Below are 17,367 nucleotides of genomic sequence, written 5' to 3'. Positions count from 1 at the left end.
TATAATAAATTAAAAGCATTATGAAAGGATTAAATCATGAAGATAGGCATAGATGGAAGAGCTGCTAAATGGTATAGGGGAACTGGTATAGGAACTTACACTTATCAACTTATAAATAGCTTAAATAAAGTTGATTCTAAGAATGACTACTTAATTTTCTTACCCAACGGCTCCTCTCTAAATTTAAAAGATAATTTTGCAGTGGAGACTGCAGAAGAATTATCTAAAAAAAACTTTTGGGATGACGTTAGAACACCTAATACTTTCCCCTATCACGATATGGAACTATATCATGTTCCTCAAAACGGAGTAGGACTTTCTGAAAATATAAATTGCCTTAAAGCAATTACATTACATGATATAATTCCCTTGAGAATGCCTGAAACAGTAAGTGATAGATATCTTAATATTTTTAATAATGAACTTCCTAAAATTATAGAAAATTGCGATGGTATCTTAACAGTTTCAGAATTTTCTAAGCAAGATATAGCAAAGGAATTCAACTTTCCTAAAGAAAAAATATTTGTTACGCATCTCGCTGCAGAGGATATATACAGACCTTTAAATAAAGATTTATGTAAAAAGAATTTATGTGATAAATATGGTATTAAAGATGATTTTATTTTATATGTTGGGGGCTTTAGTCCTAGAAAAAATATTTTAGGTATTATAGAGGCATTTTCTCTTTTAGATAGTACTATAAAAAAAGATTTAAAATTAGTGATTACAGGTAAAAAGGGAATTTCATACGAACTATATAAAAAGCGTACAGAGGATCTTTTCATAAGTAGCTCTGTAATTTTTACAGATTTTATTCCTTTAAATGATCTTCCTACTTTTTATAATGCTTCAAAGTTATTAGTTTATCCATCATTTTATGAAGGATTTGGTCTTCCCCCACTTGAAGCTATGGCCTGCGGCACTCCTGTAATTTCATCTAATGTAACTTCATTGCCAGAAGTTTGTTTAGATTCTGCTATTTTAATAAATCCATATTCTATATCTGAACTAAAATTATCCATAGAAAATGTTTTAACTGATGATACACTTAGATTAACTATGATACAAAAGGGCCTTTTAACAAGTTCTCTTTATACTTGGGAAAATACCGCACTACAGACAATTAAAGCATATGAAACTATATTAGGCACTTAAAAAAAATAAGCTAGTTATAATTTAATATAACTAGCTTATTTTCATGTCCCTAATAAAAATATTCTTTAAATTCTTGTATAAAATTATTCAAAAACTCTTTTCTATGAGTTTCATTTTCAAGCTTGCTTTTAAACCTATTTATAAAAACATCTTCATCCCAGCTCTTTTGCTTATAGTAATAATCTGTTACTATTGTTACAAAATCCTTTGGAAATGATAGTATTACGTATAATAACCTTATTTCTTCGTTATCTAATTTTTCTACTTCATTATAGCTATCCAATATAGCTTTTACCTTCTTACTATCATATGCAAAATTCTTTATTACTTTTAATGTGTAATTAGCTACATCAACTACCCTAGTATCAAATTTACAATAATCAAAATCAATTATTTTAACTTCTTCTCCATCTATTATGAAATTGTGATGAGCTAAATCATTATGACATAATACCATCTTTGATTTATTTAATAAAATATTATTATAATCACTTAGGGCTAAAAACTCTAAAGATTTTTCAATTTCCTTTAAATTATAATCTACATTTATAATAAACATTTTATCAAACTCATTTTTATATCTATATTTATTAACATTATATTTTATATTTTCTAATATTTTATAACTATCATTCATTACTCTAATTAAATTTTCCCCTGAATTTTCAATAACTATATCTTCATCCATAGTATCTAATATTCCTTTTGATGCTAAATGCATATTTGCTATTGCCTTAGAACAAAGATTAATTTCAATGGGATTTGAAAAAGTTGCCTCCCTTCCATCTATCATATCTAAAAGCACATAGGTTTCCCCTTTCCAAATCTCATAAACCTTATTGTTTTTATTTTTATAATAACTTAATACATTTGAGTATCTTTTAGATATATAATCTAATGACTTATCTATAAATTCTAATCTTTCTTCTGTAGAATTTACTATTTTCAATATTTTTTTCCCTTCTGAAGTTACAAGTACAAAAACCTTTCTTAGAGGTACTATATCATTTATTTCAACTCCTAAATTTTCAAAAAACTCTTCACTTAAATCATATTTACATAATATTTTTTTATCTATATACCTTAACTTATTCACTAAAGTCCTCCTCTCTTAGGAATCTTGAAAAAATACTAGTAAACAATTTTCTCACGTTGACTATTATTTTTTTCATATTCCCTAGCTATTAATTCCTTCCCATCATTTTTCTTAGCCTTATAGAACCCATCCATATATTCTTCTTCCGTTAAGTTTTTTTTATTTATCCTATATTTTTCCCATAATTTCAAACTCTCCACTGGGTAAGATAGTAGCCCTCTTAAATATTCAATGCTATCATCTTTAAGTAATGATTTTTCTGCAAAATATTTAATTAAACATTCAATATCTAATATATTATTTTTCTTTCTTAGTCTCTTTAAATACGAATAAAAATCATGTTCCACTAAATTATAAGTTAGGTATTTAATTGTTCCAATTTCAACTTTTCCATTTTCGTCCATCCTAAGATTTCCTTCACAAACCCTTCCTAAACATACTTCATAGTTAGCCATACTTCTTCTAATTAGTTTACTATAATTACTATTTTCAACATGATTAATAGCTCTCCTACCTCTACTTAAAAGCATCTCCCCTTCTTCTAATATAAATATATCCACGCTATTCTTATCTATTTTATCAGTTATATAGTCTAAATCTAATTCCAAGTTTTTAACTTGAACCTTGTAGCCTTCTAGATCCCGACCTATGCTACTACCTATTCTAGGCAATATATTATCCTTATAGCCCTTGGCATTATTTTGAAAAACTACTATATTGCTTATTTGTCTTTTAATACTCTCTAAGGATATCTCTCCTCTATTTTCAAAACTATGGTTTACTAATTTTATATCTCTCTTTGTGAAATACGAATATAAGTTGTTATCTATATTATCCACCTCCTATACGACACCTTCAAAAAATAACAAGCCAACCTGTTCGTCTATTTTTTCATATTACTACCCTAAAAAAATTCTTCTATAAACACTTCTCTTTGCTCTACATCCTCTAAATACTTACGTATCTTATTTTCAAGGAATTCATCACTCCAAGGTTGTTGCTCCCAATAATACTGTAGGCCTCTTTGCCAAAATTCTTGTGGGAATCGTATAAATGATTTCATTAAATTTAATTCTTCGTCATAAACCTCATTGCTTTTTGAATAACTATTTAATATTAAATTTGCTATATCGGGCTTCCACTTTCCCCCTTTCATAGTCCTTATCATTAATGATGATAAATCATGCAGATGACTATCTAATATACAATAATCAAAATCAATTATATTTATATCTTCCTTTGTATCTATTAATATATTATGATGAGCAAAATCATGATGACAAAATCCTCTCTTCATAACCTCTTTTTCCATTATGTTTATATATTTTTCAGTTTTTAAATCTTCTATGGCTCTTTTTCCTCGTTGTAACTCCCCGTCAATAGCCTCTAAATATAGCCTATCAACATTAGATTTATTAGCCTTTTGATCTATCCTTTTTTTAAAGTCTAAAATTTCACTACACCTAGTTTCAAATACATTAATCCAAGAAAACCATCCTATTCTTGGATTCATATCTTTATTTGTCACAAAACCTTCACTACATTTATGAAGTTCCCCTAGTTTTTCTGTTATTTTCCCTAGTTCATATATATCATCATAATTACTTAGCCTAGAAGTCACCCACTCTGTAAGATACGCATAATTATTCCCAATTTTTATAAACCCACTATTATCTTTTGTTTTTATTATTTCTGGTATTTTATTGAATCCTCTTTTTTGAAGATGATTTATAGCAGATAAAATAAAATTAAAATGAGGATAGTCATATTTTATTATCTTAATACAATATTTCTCATGTTCACTTTCTATTTTAAAAGTATTTTTAACCTTCTCTACACTAACTATTTTCAATAAATAATTACTCTCAAGTATATTTTTTATCTCTAAAACATCCATGGCATTCCCCTCAATATTTCTTCTTTTTATTATATGAATTTCTTCTTTTTATTGTGAGGAATAAAATTTTTAATAACAGTTTGTTATATATATATTATTTTTTAATATGTATATTGTATGTAGAAAAAATATTGTTATAGGTTTAATGCCACCTCAAAAAATATAACTATATACTAGCTATTTTTTTGAAGTTCCCTACCACTAACTTAAAAGGGGTGTGATTTATGAAAATATCAATTGATGCTAGAGGAATTAATTTGTACAAAGGAACTGGAATTGGAACATACACAGAAAATGTTACAAGAGAGTTACTTAATATTGATAAAGAAAATGACTATACTTTATTTTGGACAGGAAAAGATTATGATTTATTTAAAAAATCTAACAGCAAAATAGTTTTTTCCTCTAATCGTCATGGTGGATTTTATGAAAACTTTTATATTCCAAGCTATATAGAAAAAAATAACATTGATTTACATCATATTCCTCAAAATGGAATAGGACTAACAGAAAGTTATTCAACTAATTCAATTATAACTCTTCACGATTTAATACCTTATACATTACCTGAAACTGTAGGAAAAAAATACTTAGAAAGATTTTTAACAGAAATGCCTAAGATTATTGATAAGACCAAAGGAATACTAACTGTTTCAGAGTATTCTAAAAGGGATATTCTAAAGTTTTTTCACGGTTATCCTGAAGAAAAAATCTTTGTTACTCCACTCGCTGCAAATTCTAATTTTAAACCTCTAGATAAAAATGTTTGTAAGGACTTTATAGCAGAAAATTTTTCAATTAATACACCTTATATCCTATACATAGGAGGATTTAGTACTAGGAAAAATGTTCGTGAACTTATATTAGCTTTTAAACAGATAAATCCAAGTTTAAAAACACCTTATACGTTAGTTCTTGGGGGCTCTGTAAAAGATGAAGGTAAAAAACTTGTATCACTTGTAGAAAGTCTAAATTTACAAAATAATGTTATTTTTACTGGATACTTAAATGATGATATTTTACCTATTCTTTATAACGGTGCAGAAGCTTTTGTTTACCCATCTCTTTATGAAGGGTTTGGTTTGCCACCACTTGAAGCAATGAGTTGTAAAACAGCAGTAATAACCTCTAACCTAACTTCTATACCCGAGGTTACTGGTGATGCTGCAATTCTAATAGACCCATTTGATTCTCAAGATCTTGCTACTAACCTATTTAATATTTTAGATAATGACGAACTTAGAAATGCCCTGGCACTTAAAGGATATCTAAAAAGTCTTGAGTTTTCCTGGAAAAATACTGCACAAAAAACTCTTGAAGCTTATAATTCATTGATCTAAGCTATAAAATAAAGAAACCACCTATATTAAAAAATAATAGGCGGTTTCTTTCTCTTATCACTTTGTATATTTGATTTTTTAGTTAATATTCTCTATAATAGTCTAATAGCAAGACTTTTTTTAATAACTAGTCAGATTTTTTCATCCCCCTAAACTAAAAATGATTGGAGATAACTTATGCATATAGATAGTTTACGATATTTTTATGATGTTGCCCAAAGCAAAAGTATATCTACTGTAGCTAAGCAATCCCATATTTCACAATCTGCACTTAGTCAGCAGCTTGTAAAACTCGAAATAGAATTAAATGTAAAGCTTTTAAACAGAAGTAATAAAGGGGTTACCTTAACTTCTGAAGGTGAAATATTATTTAAACACTGTGAAACAATACTGAATACATATAAAAAAATGGAAGATGAACTTTTTAGCTCAAATCAGAAAAAAAATTATATCTCTATAGAAGCTATAGAATCTATTAGTTATACCTTTCTTCCAATAGCTATATCAAAATTAAAAAACTCTTTTACAGATTACACTATTAATTTAACATCTCTGTATTGTTGCAGTGCTACTAATCTTTTAAATAATATTTGTGATATATATTTATGTTATAAACGACCTAGCGATTATGAAGGATTAATTATTAATCAACTTGGTAATGATGATATTGTTCTTGTTGCAGATTCATCTTTCTATAAGAACTCCCTTACTTTAGATGAACTTTTAACAACACCATTTATAGAGACTTCCGCTAAAAAATGCTTTAACCTTTTATTAAATCAAACACTAACTGATACTTTACCTGATTTTAATGGACTTAATGTTATATACAGTACAAACTCTTATTTTTCATCATTGAAGGGTTTAAAAGCATCTAGAGCAGTAACCTTTTTACCTAAAAGTATTTATAATAGCTACTCTGTATCTAGTTCTTTAAAATTAATAAATGTTGAAAACATAAAATTCTCTTTGCCTATTTACATATGCTATTTTGATAGCTTTTACAAAAATAATTCACAATTTATAAAATCACTGAAAAACATAATAAAAGGCTTCTTATAAAAATAAGAAGCTTTTTTTAATATTCTCTAAGCAATAACCATTTAGATATATCATTTAATATTTCTTTATATTCACTATTTGGTAATGAATCTATTCCTTTAAAGCACTTTTCCATATACTTCCCTGCAAGTTGCCTGGCATCTACAACCCCATTATTTTCCTTAACTTTTTTTATTATTTCTTTTATGTCTTCATCTTCTAACTCATCATTTCCTATAAACTTTTTAAATTCTTTAGGATTATTCATACTAGCATATATAAATGGACTTGTATAAATCCCTTGTTTTAAATCATTACCCGCTGATTTTTTAATACTTTCATCATTACCTTCATAATCTAAAATATCATCTATTATTTGAAACGCCATTCCTAAATTATGTCCTATATTATATAATGTTTTAGTTATATTTTTCTTTGCATCACATTCAGCCGCTCCTAGTGATAACGATAATGAAAATAATTCAGCTGTTTTTCCTGAAATTCTACTTAAATATTCCTTAATAGATAATTTTGTAGAATATCTTGAATTTAACTGATTTACTTCCCCCATACATATTTTAGACATAGCTCTTGAATCCATCTTAATAGCTTGAAGCGATGAACTAGTTGCTAATATTTTAAAGCATACACAGAAAAGATAATCCCCTATATACACTGCATAATCTTTACCATATTTTGATTGAATAGTTTCTTGACCTCTTCTTAATTTAGAATCATCAATTACATCGTCATGTACTAAGCTTGCCATATGCAACATTTCTATTACAGCAGCTGTAGGCACTGATTTTTCTCTATCATAGTTACCAAATTTCGAACCAATTAAAACAAAAGCCGGTCTTAATAATTTCCCACCTGATTCTATTAATTCTATTATTGAGTTTTCAATTTTTTTATCTTTGCATTTTACGTTTTTCTTCATTAAATCAAGAACTAATGTAAGCTCACCCTTTAAATCAGGATAGCTGTTCCAAATCTTATCCACTTTAATCACCTTCTATTCCCTATCTAAATATAGATAATTTAGATAAGTGCTTTACTAAATAATTAGCTGTAATTCCAATAAAAATCCCTGTCCCTATTCCTATAGTTGATAATACCGGTAAGTAAAGCATAACCCCTATATTTTTTACAATTAAAGATGCTACTATAAGTTGCCCTACATTATGAAATATTGCGCCTACAGAGCTTACACCTATTATACTCACCTTATCCTTAAATGTTTCTTTTATAAATACCATTCCTAAAAAGCTTAATATTCCACCCATTGCACTATACATAAATGAAGATAAATTCCCACCAAACATTGTTCCTAATGTTAATCTTAGAAAAATTACTAAAAATGCATCCTTCTTATCCTCTAGTGTGTATAAAGCTACTACTGTTATTAAATTTGCAAGTCCAAGTTTTGCACCGGGCGTAATAAACGGCACAGGAATCATTCTTTCAAAAATATGTAATACTAAGGCTTGCGCAACTAGTAAACCTATATAGACCATTCGTCTTGTATCTTTCACTCTTTCACCTCATTAATGAGAGATTATAATATCCTCTTCTATATCACCCTTTATTTCTATCATAAGTTTATTAGGTAAACATACTAATGCATCTCCCGGCTTATTTATATATTCTGGATGCATACATATTTTATCAGCACAACTAGCATCTATTATACCTATATTATTATCTTTTACTTCTATTTTACTCTTTCCATATTTAGTTTCAACTTCAATTATTTCTTTTCCTTTATGAGCTGATAAAGGTATGTTTTTATACACTTCTCCCGCTACTGTTATTTCGGCATATGTACTATTATACTCTTTTCCTAAAATTAATCCAAAAACTATTTCAGGAATAAATGATAGAACCATAAGCACTACTATTATAATAATATCCCATTTCTTAAACATATAAATTCCTCATCTCATTTTATTTTTAGTATTATTATATCAGATGATTTTTTGAATATCCCTTAGAAATAATATCTACAGTAAAATATTTACAAGGTAGAGCAATTTGCTCTACCTTGTAAAAGACCCTTCAATAAGGATCTTTTATTAATTATATCCTATACACTATAGTTGTGCACTTTCATTTTCTACTAATATTGTTTGTTTGTAAATTGGTTGTTTCTTACCCATCCAGAACTCAGATATAACTTTATTTATCCATGGCATTAAGTAATAATCTAACCCAAATGTTCTACCTGCTCCACCCATTAAGGCTATTGAAACAAAGAAGAACCATAATATTTCCCATCCAGCCATTGCGCATAAAATAAAGTTTATTACCATACCTGCTGAAACACAACTCCATATGAATGTAAATAATCCTACTATTAAACATAGTCCCATACCAATTTCCATTAAAACAACTATTCTTTGGAACCAAACAGCTACTTCTGGGTTTGGCATCATTATTTGCATTATTGAAGCATACCAACCTGGTACTTCTTTTATAATTGGTTTAGCAAATTCTGTTACAGTTTCTGTAGCTGCTGAAGCACCTGTAGTTGCATCATGCAACCATGTAAATGGCATTTTAACATTTCCAGCTGTAATCCAACTATCTGACCCAATTTTAATTTTATCAACGAATTGACTTAAACTATTTGAATCCCACATAGCTTTCCAACTTGTATCACCAAGTAATTTCTTTAAACCTTCAATAGTCCATAAACAACCTATGTAAATTCTTAGAGGTACTAGCCATAATCTATTAGCTTTTGATGCTAAATGACCTCTCATTATAGATCTGTTATCTTCTATACTAAAAAATTCATGTTTTAAGTAATTATATATTGCATGTACATCATTTACTCCTAATAAGTAATGCATGTTGATTATATGTTTCATAACCATTGCGAAGAAGCCTGACATCTTAACACCCATTAAGCTAGCAACGCAGTATTTTCCACCGATTGAAACCATGAATCCATGATATTTTCCCTCGAATTTTTTCATTTCTTTTTCTTCAATTGAAGCAACTATGTTTTTAACAACAGTATCTGCTGTTTGAACTGCAGCTTCAACTATTTGTGGAGTCCCTTGGCCTTCTTTTTCTTCAAAGTACGCCATATCTCCAACTACAAATACATCTTTCTTCCCTACAGCTTGCATATATTCATTTGTTTGTAATCTACCAGCTCTAGCAGTTTTAAGCCCATATTCTTTTGCTTCTTGATTAGCTTGGATTCCGCATGTCCATATTAGTGTACTAGTTGATATCTCTTCACCGCTCTTTAAAACAACTTTCTTATCAGTAACTTCAACTATTGGTGAATTCTTTAATAACTCTACACCTTTTTTAGTCATGTATGATTCAGCTTTATCAGCTTGTTTTCTATCAAGCATGTTTAATATTGTTCCCATAGCTTCAACAACCATTAATCTTACTTCTTTTAAGTCTACATTATATTCTCTTGCAAGCCTATTTTTCCACTCTATTAATTCTCCAGCCATTTCTATTCCAGTGAATCCTGAACCTGCAACAACAAATGTAAGCATTTCTTTTCGTTTACTAGCATTTCTTTCCATAGCTGCTTTTGCAAACATACTTTGGATGTGCTCTCTTATTCTAATAGCATCTTCAAATGACCAAAGAGTAAATCCATTTTCCTTAACTCCTGGAACTCCAAAGAAAGCAGGTTCGCTACCAGTACCTACTACTAAGTAATCATATGAATATTCTCCATAAGTTGTAGTAACCTTTTTATTATCTGTATCAACTTTTTCTATAGTATCAGTAACAACATTAATCTTACTCTTACTGAATATTTTACTTAACTCTACTTGAACCGATTCAGGGTGAACTCTTCCCCCTGCAACTTCATGTAGTTCTGTCATTAATGTATGGTATGGGTTTCTATCTATTATAGTAACTTCCACATCTTCATTCTTCTTGTATTTCTTAGCAAGTTTTTTAGCAGCATGTACACCACCATAACCAGCACCAAGAACAAGAATCTTATTTTTAGACATAATATCACCTAATCCTTTCATTATAATTAATATACTTTAGTAGGGAACTGAAAGAAAATACCAAGCCAAATAATTTGACTAGTTATTTTTTTGAATCTCCCTTATTTTATAGCCATCATTAATTGTATAGCCCATTTAGATATCTGTCTATATTAATTCCTAACCCTATTAGTAATTTTTTTAACAATTTTTTAAATTTTTCTATTAAGTTAATTAGTCTAATCCCTTTTATAGCTTATCCTAAGATATATTGTTAAAACTTAAACGCTATTAAAAAAACTTATTCAACATAAGTAAAACGAATATCTATATTTTGTCACATTGTGTATAATTAGATAGTGATAATGACTTTTAATAATAATTATTACTATTCTAATTATATAATTTTAAGGGGGATTTTCTTATGAAATCAAATAAAATATTAAGTTTATTAGCTGTTGCAGCATTAGCAACTACTGTATTAGTAGGATGTGGATCTAAAGATGAGGCTAAGGCTTTAAAAGATGGCAAATACGAAGCTAACAGCACAGCAGATGAAAGAGGTTTTGTTGGTCAAGTAAACATCGAAGTTAAAGATGGTAAAATAGCTACAGTTAAGTATGATGAAATTAACGCTGAAGGTGTTGCTAAATCAACTGACGAAGCATACAACGCAAAAATGAAAGAATTCGGTTCAGCTTCTAATCCAAAAGAAGCCTTCCCTAAATTAGAAGCTGCTTTAATTGAAAAGCAAGATGCTACAGCTGTTGATGCTGTTACAGCTGTAACTACTTCATCAGATTCATTCAAAACATTAGCTGCTAAAGCTTTAGAAAGCGCTAAGTAGTATTTAAAATTTAAGGCTTTAGGATTTTTCCTAAAGCCTTTTTTTCTTTTATTAAATACTTTGGATATAATAATTCAAATTACAAATGATTTTTAGGAGGTTTATATGAAAAATAAGCAATTAAAATCTTTAGTATTATCTACATTATTAATTTCTTGTATTATCTCTTTTGTAGGTTGTTCTAAAAATAATAAAGTTACTTCTCCTTTAACTAGAACGGAATCCATTATGGGTACTGTTGTAAAAGTTACTCTATATGATAGTGATGATGAAAAAATTCTAGATAAGGCTTTTGATAGAGTAAGAGAAATTGAAAAATCAGTTAGTATAAATAAAGATGGTACTATACTTGATAAAGTCAATGATTCCTCAGGTATATCACCCGTTATTGTTGATGATGATACTCTTACAATAGTAAAAAAAGGTCTTGAGTATTCCAATATTTCTAATGGTCTTTTTGATATTACTATAGGGCCCTTAGTTAAACTATGGAGTATTGGTTTACCTGAAGAAAGATCGCCACAGCAAGGTGTACCATCAAAAGAAGAACTAGATGTCGCTCTAAGTTATATAAATCATAATGCCGTAGAACTTAATGAAGAAGATAAATCTATTTTTCTTAAGAACCCTCATATGATTATAGATTTAGGTGGAATAGCTAAAGGTTATGCCGCTGACAAAGTTTCAGAGGTTTTAACTGAAAACAACGTTCATAGTGCTATTATCGATTTAGGTGGTAATATTTTTGCTCACGGTAAAAAAACTAGCGGTGAAAATTGGAAAATAGGTATTCAAAACCCAGCTTCTAGCCGTAATGATATTTTAGGGACTATTGAAGTTAATAATAAATCTGTAGTTACATCTGGAACTTATGAAAGATTTGTAGAATATGATGGAGTTAAATACCATCACATACTTAACCCTAAAACTGGGTTTCCTTATGAAAATAATATTTCTGGTATTTCAATAATAAGTGATAAATCCATTGACGGAGATGCACTTTCAACTTCAGTGTTTGCTATGGGTGTTGAAGATGGTTTAGCTTTTATAGAATCTCAATCTGATATAGAAGCTATTTTTGTAACTACCGATAACAAGATATACTTAAGTTCAGGAATGAAGACTATCTTCAACCTAACAAATACAGAATTCCAAATAGCTAACTAATAATATTATACTAAGCAACAATTTACTATCTCTGAAAAATATATAATACAGTAAATTATTATTACATAAAATTTAAAACAAAAAGGTCTGATAGATAAATTTATCTATCAGACCTTTATTTTCTCTTAATTATTTACTAATAATTATTGAGCTAATCCTTGGCTTTCTTCTATTGCAGCTTTTCTATCAGCTACCTTAACGAAAGGTAGGTAGATTCCTACAGAAATTACAACATTAATTAATGCAATTAATCCAGCTTTAAAGCTAGCTGTAGCAATGAAAGCACTAAGCACTGGTGGAGTAGTCCAATGAACTACCATTCTTGTTGTTGGGATAAATCCCCATGAAGTTGCATAATATGCAATAACTGCACATACTAGTGGAGCTATTATGAAAGGTGCAATGTAAATTGGGTTTAATACTATTGGCATACCAAATATTACTGGCTCATTGATATTAAATAATCCTGGAGCAAGACTTATTTTTGCAATAGACTTACTAGATTTACTCTTGGAAACTAGGAATATAGCTATTAGCAAAGCAATTGTTGCACCTGATCCACCTAAGTTTACAAATGAATCTAAGAATTGTGAAGTAATTATACTAGTTGGTTCTTGTCCTAAGCTAAAAGCGTCTATATTTGACAAAGTTAATGGTAATAATACAGTGTTTACTATTGGTGCAACTAGATTTGCTCCATGAAGACCCATGAACCAGAATAATTGTTGGAATAATATTAATATTAATACTGGCACGATACTTGATGAAAACATATCCATAAATGGTTTTTGAATTGCATCAGATACTACTTTGTGTATATTGTTTATTCCAAATACCCAAAGTAGTACTGCTTCAATTATTCCTACTAATGCAAGTACTATTATAGTTGGAAGAATTGCAGCAAATCCCTTTGCAACTGCTGGTGGAACTCCCTCTGGCATCTTTATAAGTAATTTAGGATTTCCAAGTAACTTACAGAATATTGTTCCAAATATTAACGGAATGGCTAAAGCAACGAATAATCCATTTGTGCCTTTAAATGCATCCCCTGCAGCTCCTGGTGCATAAAGCATTGCTGCTACTGCGAAGCATACTACAACACAAGCCATAGCGTCTTTATCATAAGATTTTCCTAAGCTATAAGCCATTGTCACTACAAGTATTAATGACATAACTCCGAATGTACCATTCCATACTGTACCTTGTACATGTCCCCACTCTGCTCCGAAAATTTTTGCCATGAAATCAGCATATCCCGGAATTGGTATGTTGTTAATCATAACTGCTAATGAACCTGCCATAATTAGTGGCATAATACTAACAAATCCATCTCTTATTGCTATTAAATGTTTTTGTGCCCCCATTTTAGAAGCTACTGGTACTACATACTTTTCCATAAAAGCCATGAATTTTTCCATAATGATGTCCTCCCCTTTTTTAATCAAATTTATATCTTCTGATTATCCATTTTAAATATTAATTTAATATGATAATTACGTTTAGTATTAAGATAATCAGTAAATAACTTATTTAGTTTTGTAGTTTATTTATTTAATTGTGTTAAGTAAGATTTATTAAGTTGTAATTTTCTTTCGTTACACTATTATATATAGCAATTGCTGTGCCAATTTTTATCAAATCTCTAAATCTTCTTCAAACCCTTATAGCTTGGCTGTTTGCTAGTTATTATAACCTTTACACACTCTATTTACACACTCTTAACTTTAATTACACTAATGTAACCGTATAAAATTTAGTGTAATTTTATAATAAATGTATTAATTTTCAATTTTAATTTCAAAAATATACTATTATTCTATAAATTATATTATAAAAAGCTCTTGTATAAACCAAGAGCTTTTTGTATTTAACATTACCTAATCTTCTATTTCTTTAATTTAAACTCAAATTTATCCCATGGTTGAATTAAATCTAATAAGAATAATTCTTCTGGAATAACCTTGGCAACAACATTAGTTTTCCCACTATTTTTCATAGGTTTTATTGCTAATTGTAGCTCACCTGCATATCTAGTATATAAATCTGATTCTATTAATACGTCTCCTCTTTCTATATCAGGCGTGTTAAATGGATGAAATTTTTCACCCTTATATTTAACTCTTGATTGAGTTGATCTTATAACATAGTCAGAGCAATCCCCTCTATTAAAATGAAATTCATCTAAAACTATAATTTTTTCTATTGCAGGAATATCTTCTACAACCTCTACATCTAATTGTAACATTTCCCTATTAACTTCACTTAAAGCCTTTAATTCATCTTCTGAAGCAAAGCAGTTTGCTATTATAACATCGTCAATAAGACCTGTAGCAAATAAATGCTTAGCTTGGACATCTATAGGCATATCTCTATGCATTTCTAATGTACATAATCCTTCCGATACTGGCCATGGACCAAATTCAGCTGATGGTGCATTAACAAATGCAGCTGTTTTAATTCCAAGTTCTTTAAATTGTTCACTACATTTTATAAAGTAATCATAGTTCAGTCCAGTGTAAACATGTGGATAGAAGTTATGACATCCATAAAGATTTTCAACATTTGGTCTAAATGACATTACATTATCAACATATTTGGTTCCATTACTAACATTTAACTCTACTTTTAATCCAAACTTGTTATAAGTCATTATAGATTCTTCATTTCCTGAGAATCCAGCATCTAATCTTATTCCACTTAACCCCATTTTTTTAAACATTGAAAGGTCAGTTATCGAAGCTCCTAAATTTTTGAACACAGTAGGATCTAAATCTGCTATAACTTCCATGTTATGTTTGTTTGCAACATCTAACATAACTTTAAATTCACTAACTATTTCTTCTGTTGATTTACCTTCTGCTGATATTAAACAAGTAAATATTCTACTAAATCCATATTTTGCTGCTAATTCAATGTACTCCACTACTTTATCCATATCTATATGATTTGGATAAACTGATATTCCTAATCTTTTCATTATTAAATCCTCCATAAATTATAATTTTTATTTAATCTTTTAAAAGTTATTCCTTATTTTCCTTTTTATATAGATAGTATGCCCCCTTTGCTGGAGATACTTCCACATCAATAAACTCAATTATATTTATATTTTCTTTTAAATATGTTTCAAAAGTTTCTCTAAGAATCACTGATTTTTTTATAGCACTTCCAACTAAACCTATACTACATTTATCAAATTCTAATTTATTAAATATTCTTTCAGCAGCCTTTGCAATTGCAATACCCTCTGTTTTTAATATATTAATAGCTACTTCGTTACCTTCCTCGGCTTCTATAGACACTAATTCTGCTACATTCGCAATTTCATCCTTTGTTGAAGAATAAATAATTCCTAGAATATCTTCAACTTTTTCAACCCCTAGATTAGCTAATATATTTTTTGACAGCTTGCTAAGTTCTAACCCGAAATCATTTTCATGAATCATTTGCTTATATGCTTCAATTGATATTTTATAAGCGCTTCCTTCATCCCCTAGAATCTGACCCCACCCGCCACATCTAGCCTGTTTCTTACCATTTACCCCAAATGATGTAGATCCAGTTCCTGCAATAACTAGTATTCCATCCTCGCCTTTTAACAATGCCTTTAAAGCTAAATCTCCATCATTCATTATAACTGAATCCACTTCAAATTCAGTTTTTATTTCCTGGCGAACTATTTTTGCGTTTTCTCCCACTTCTGATCCCGCAAGTCCTAAATATAAACCCTTTAACCCATCTCTTCCTAACTTATTTAACAGCTCTTCTATTCCAGAAATTACATTTTTAAGAGCTTGTTTTTTATCATTAACTAGATTCCCAAAACCAGTTAATGATGACGCTAATACATTTCCTTCTAAATCGTAGGCAACGGACTCTGTTTTTGTTCCTCCGCCATCTACGCCTATTACATATTCCACCTTTCCCATCTCCTTATATAAGGTACATCCTAAAAATAATAATCTAAAAAATAATCTATTTTTTAAAATGCCTTAAAACTAAAACTCTAATGTTATCCATTAGAGTTTCGATTTTTTATTTTGCTTGTATTGCAGCATGTATATCTATTATTTCATTAGCTACATCTTTTAATGTCATAGTTGTCATTAAATGATCTTGTGCATGAACTAATAATAAAGATAACTCAGTTTTATTTCCACCAGCTTCATTTTGAATTAAAGATGTTTGTGAATGATGAGCTTCCCCTAATTCTTCAGCTGATTTTTGAATTAATTCCTTTGCGCCTTTAATATCCCCTGTTTTAGCCAACTCCATAGCTTCCATTGCATAACTTCTAGCTTCTCCACTATGCATTATTAAATTCATTATTATTTCTTCCATTTTATTATACGCTCCTCCTGTAACTAAGTTATGTTTTATTATATTTTAAGCATATTTAATACTATTGTTTTCTTTATAAAATTATTATTTATTTAATAAGTTTTGAGCTTGTTTTAATACTTTAGGACCATTCATTGTACCGTAATCAATCATATTAATTACTTCTACAGGAACATTCTTTGCATCAAACTTAGTTTTTAATTTATTAAATAAGAACCTTACTTGTGGTCCAAGTAATAATACATCTATTTCATCTTCATGATTTTTTAATTGAGCTTCACCATAAGCCTCTATTGAGCATTCAAAACCTTGATCCTTTGCTGCAACTTGCATCTTTGATACTAATAAACTTGTTGACATACCCGCTGAACATACTAATACTATTCTTTTCATAATTAAAATCCTCCTTTTATTATAAGCCTATATTTCAATTTGTTTCATTTGTTCTAATAAAATTCATTATCTTTCTCTTCACTATATCATTAGCAATTTGCATGCCAATTTAT

Annotated in this window: 17 protein-coding genes; 5 read left to right on the top strand and 12 right to left on the bottom strand. The window is 29.1% G+C overall.

What is annotated here, in order from left to right:
* The first annotated feature begins 36 nt into the window (after nucleotides 1-36).
* On the top strand, nucleotides 37-1,155 hold the full coding sequence (locus BLS77_RS17985) for a glycosyltransferase family 4 protein (protein ID WP_089973240.1): 1,119 nt from the start codon (nucleotides 37-39) through the stop codon (nucleotides 1,153-1,155).
* 49 nt (nucleotides 1,156-1,204) lie between these two features.
* On the opposite strand, the gene BLS77_RS17980 is transcribed toward BLS77_RS17985, so the two are convergent.
* The 3 genes from BLS77_RS17980 to BLS77_RS17970 all read right to left on the bottom strand — a co-directional run bounded on the left by BLS77_RS17980 (nucleotide 1,205) and on the right by BLS77_RS17970 (nucleotide 4,148).
* Nucleotides 1,205-2,251 (bottom strand): CotS family spore coat protein, encoded by a 1,047-nt coding sequence (locus BLS77_RS17980; RefSeq protein ID WP_089973236.1) that lies wholly within the window; start codon nucleotides 2,249-2,251, stop codon nucleotides 1,205-1,207.
* A 35-nt stretch (nucleotides 2,252-2,286) separates the two neighbouring features.
* Nucleotides 2,287-3,090 (bottom strand): hypothetical protein, encoded by an 804-nt coding sequence (locus BLS77_RS17975; RefSeq protein WP_089973231.1) that lies wholly within the window; start codon nucleotides 3,088-3,090, stop codon nucleotides 2,287-2,289.
* Between the two features lie 65 nt (nucleotides 3,091-3,155).
* Nucleotides 3,156-4,148 (bottom strand): CotS family spore coat protein, encoded by a 993-nt coding sequence (locus BLS77_RS17970; RefSeq protein WP_175490915.1) that lies wholly within the window; start codon nucleotides 4,146-4,148, stop codon nucleotides 3,156-3,158.
* A 224-nt stretch (nucleotides 4,149-4,372) separates the two neighbouring features.
* On the opposite strand from BLS77_RS17970, the gene BLS77_RS17965 reads away from it, so the two are divergent.
* Nucleotides 4,373-5,488: a glycosyltransferase family 4 protein gene (locus BLS77_RS17965; protein WP_089973222.1), complete on the top strand. Its 1,116-nt coding sequence runs from the start codon at nucleotides 4,373-4,375 to the stop codon at nucleotides 5,486-5,488.
* Between the two features lie 177 nt (nucleotides 5,489-5,665).
* On the top strand, nucleotides 5,666-6,550 hold the full coding sequence (locus BLS77_RS17960; protein WP_089973218.1) for a LysR family transcriptional regulator: 885 nt from the start codon (nucleotides 5,666-5,668) through the stop codon (nucleotides 6,548-6,550).
* Between the two features lie 16 nt (nucleotides 6,551-6,566).
* On the opposite strand, the gene BLS77_RS17955 is transcribed toward BLS77_RS17960, so the two are convergent.
* The 4 genes from BLS77_RS17955 to BLS77_RS17940 form a co-directional block, all read right to left on the bottom strand.
* On the bottom strand, nucleotides 6,567-7,532 hold the full coding sequence (locus BLS77_RS17955; RefSeq protein ID WP_089973215.1) for a polyprenyl synthetase family protein: 966 nt from the start codon (nucleotides 7,530-7,532) through the stop codon (nucleotides 6,567-6,569).
* A 19-nt stretch (nucleotides 7,533-7,551) separates the two neighbouring features.
* A complete protein-coding gene (locus BLS77_RS17950; RefSeq protein WP_207713856.1) occupies nucleotides 7,552-8,046 on the bottom strand; it encodes a Gx transporter family protein in 495 nt (164 codons plus the stop codon).
* A 30-nt stretch (nucleotides 8,047-8,076) separates the two neighbouring features.
* Nucleotides 8,077-8,457 (bottom strand): NusG domain II-containing protein, encoded by a 381-nt coding sequence (locus BLS77_RS17945; protein ID WP_089973207.1) that lies wholly within the window; start codon nucleotides 8,455-8,457, stop codon nucleotides 8,077-8,079.
* Nucleotides 8,458-8,622: 165 nt separating this feature from the next.
* On the bottom strand, nucleotides 8,623-10,548 hold the full coding sequence (locus BLS77_RS17940) for an FAD-dependent oxidoreductase (protein WP_341423494.1): 1,926 nt from the start codon (nucleotides 10,546-10,548) through the stop codon (nucleotides 8,623-8,625).
* 382 nt (nucleotides 10,549-10,930) lie between these two features.
* Between BLS77_RS17940 and BLS77_RS17935 the strand changes: the two genes are divergently transcribed.
* Nucleotides 10,931-11,353 carry an FMN-binding protein gene (locus BLS77_RS17935; RefSeq protein ID WP_089973200.1) on the top strand — a complete coding sequence of 141 codons (423 nt, stop codon included), beginning with the start codon at nucleotides 10,931-10,933 and terminating at the stop codon, nucleotides 11,351-11,353.
* Nucleotides 11,354-11,458: 105 nt separating this feature from the next.
* On the top strand, nucleotides 11,459-12,520 hold the full coding sequence (locus tag BLS77_RS17930) for an FAD:protein FMN transferase (RefSeq protein ID WP_089973197.1): 1,062 nt from the start codon (nucleotides 11,459-11,461) through the stop codon (nucleotides 12,518-12,520).
* 143 nt (nucleotides 12,521-12,663) lie between these two features.
* Here BLS77_RS17930 and BLS77_RS17925 read toward each other — a convergent pair whose 3' ends face one another.
* The 5 genes from BLS77_RS17925 to BLS77_RS17905 all read right to left on the bottom strand — a co-directional run bounded on the left by BLS77_RS17925 (nucleotide 12,664) and on the right by BLS77_RS17905 (nucleotide 17,254).
* On the bottom strand, nucleotides 12,664-13,938 hold the full coding sequence (locus BLS77_RS17925; RefSeq protein ID WP_089973194.1) for a PTS sugar transporter subunit IIC: 1,275 nt from the start codon (nucleotides 13,936-13,938) through the stop codon (nucleotides 12,664-12,666).
* A gap of 467 nt (nucleotides 13,939-14,405) precedes the next feature.
* Nucleotides 14,406-15,497: a DUF871 domain-containing protein gene (locus BLS77_RS17920; RefSeq protein ID WP_089973189.1), complete on the bottom strand. Its 1,092-nt coding sequence runs from the start codon at nucleotides 15,495-15,497 to the stop codon at nucleotides 14,406-14,408.
* A gap of 46 nt (nucleotides 15,498-15,543) precedes the next feature.
* Nucleotides 15,544-16,440, bottom strand: coding sequence for an N-acetylglucosamine kinase (locus tag BLS77_RS17915; RefSeq protein ID WP_089973185.1), 897 nt, complete (start codon nucleotides 16,438-16,440; stop codon nucleotides 15,544-15,546).
* Between the two features lie 115 nt (nucleotides 16,441-16,555).
* The gene (locus tag BLS77_RS17910; RefSeq protein ID WP_089973182.1) at nucleotides 16,556-16,861 is read right to left on the bottom strand and encodes a PTS sugar transporter subunit IIA; all 306 of its coding nucleotides are present in this window, start codon (nucleotides 16,859-16,861) and stop codon (nucleotides 16,556-16,558) included.
* A gap of 84 nt (nucleotides 16,862-16,945) precedes the next feature.
* Complete coding sequence (locus tag BLS77_RS17905; protein WP_089973179.1) at nucleotides 16,946-17,254, bottom strand: PTS sugar transporter subunit IIB; 309 nt, start codon at nucleotides 17,252-17,254, stop codon at nucleotides 16,946-16,948.
* Nucleotides 17,255-17,367 lie beyond the last annotated feature (113 nt).

This window comes from Clostridium gasigenes, assembly GCF_900104115.1.
GTDB lineage: Bacteria > Bacillota > Clostridia > Clostridiales > Clostridiaceae > Clostridium > Clostridium gasigenes.
This window is presented reverse-complemented; position numbering and strand designations above follow the sequence as displayed.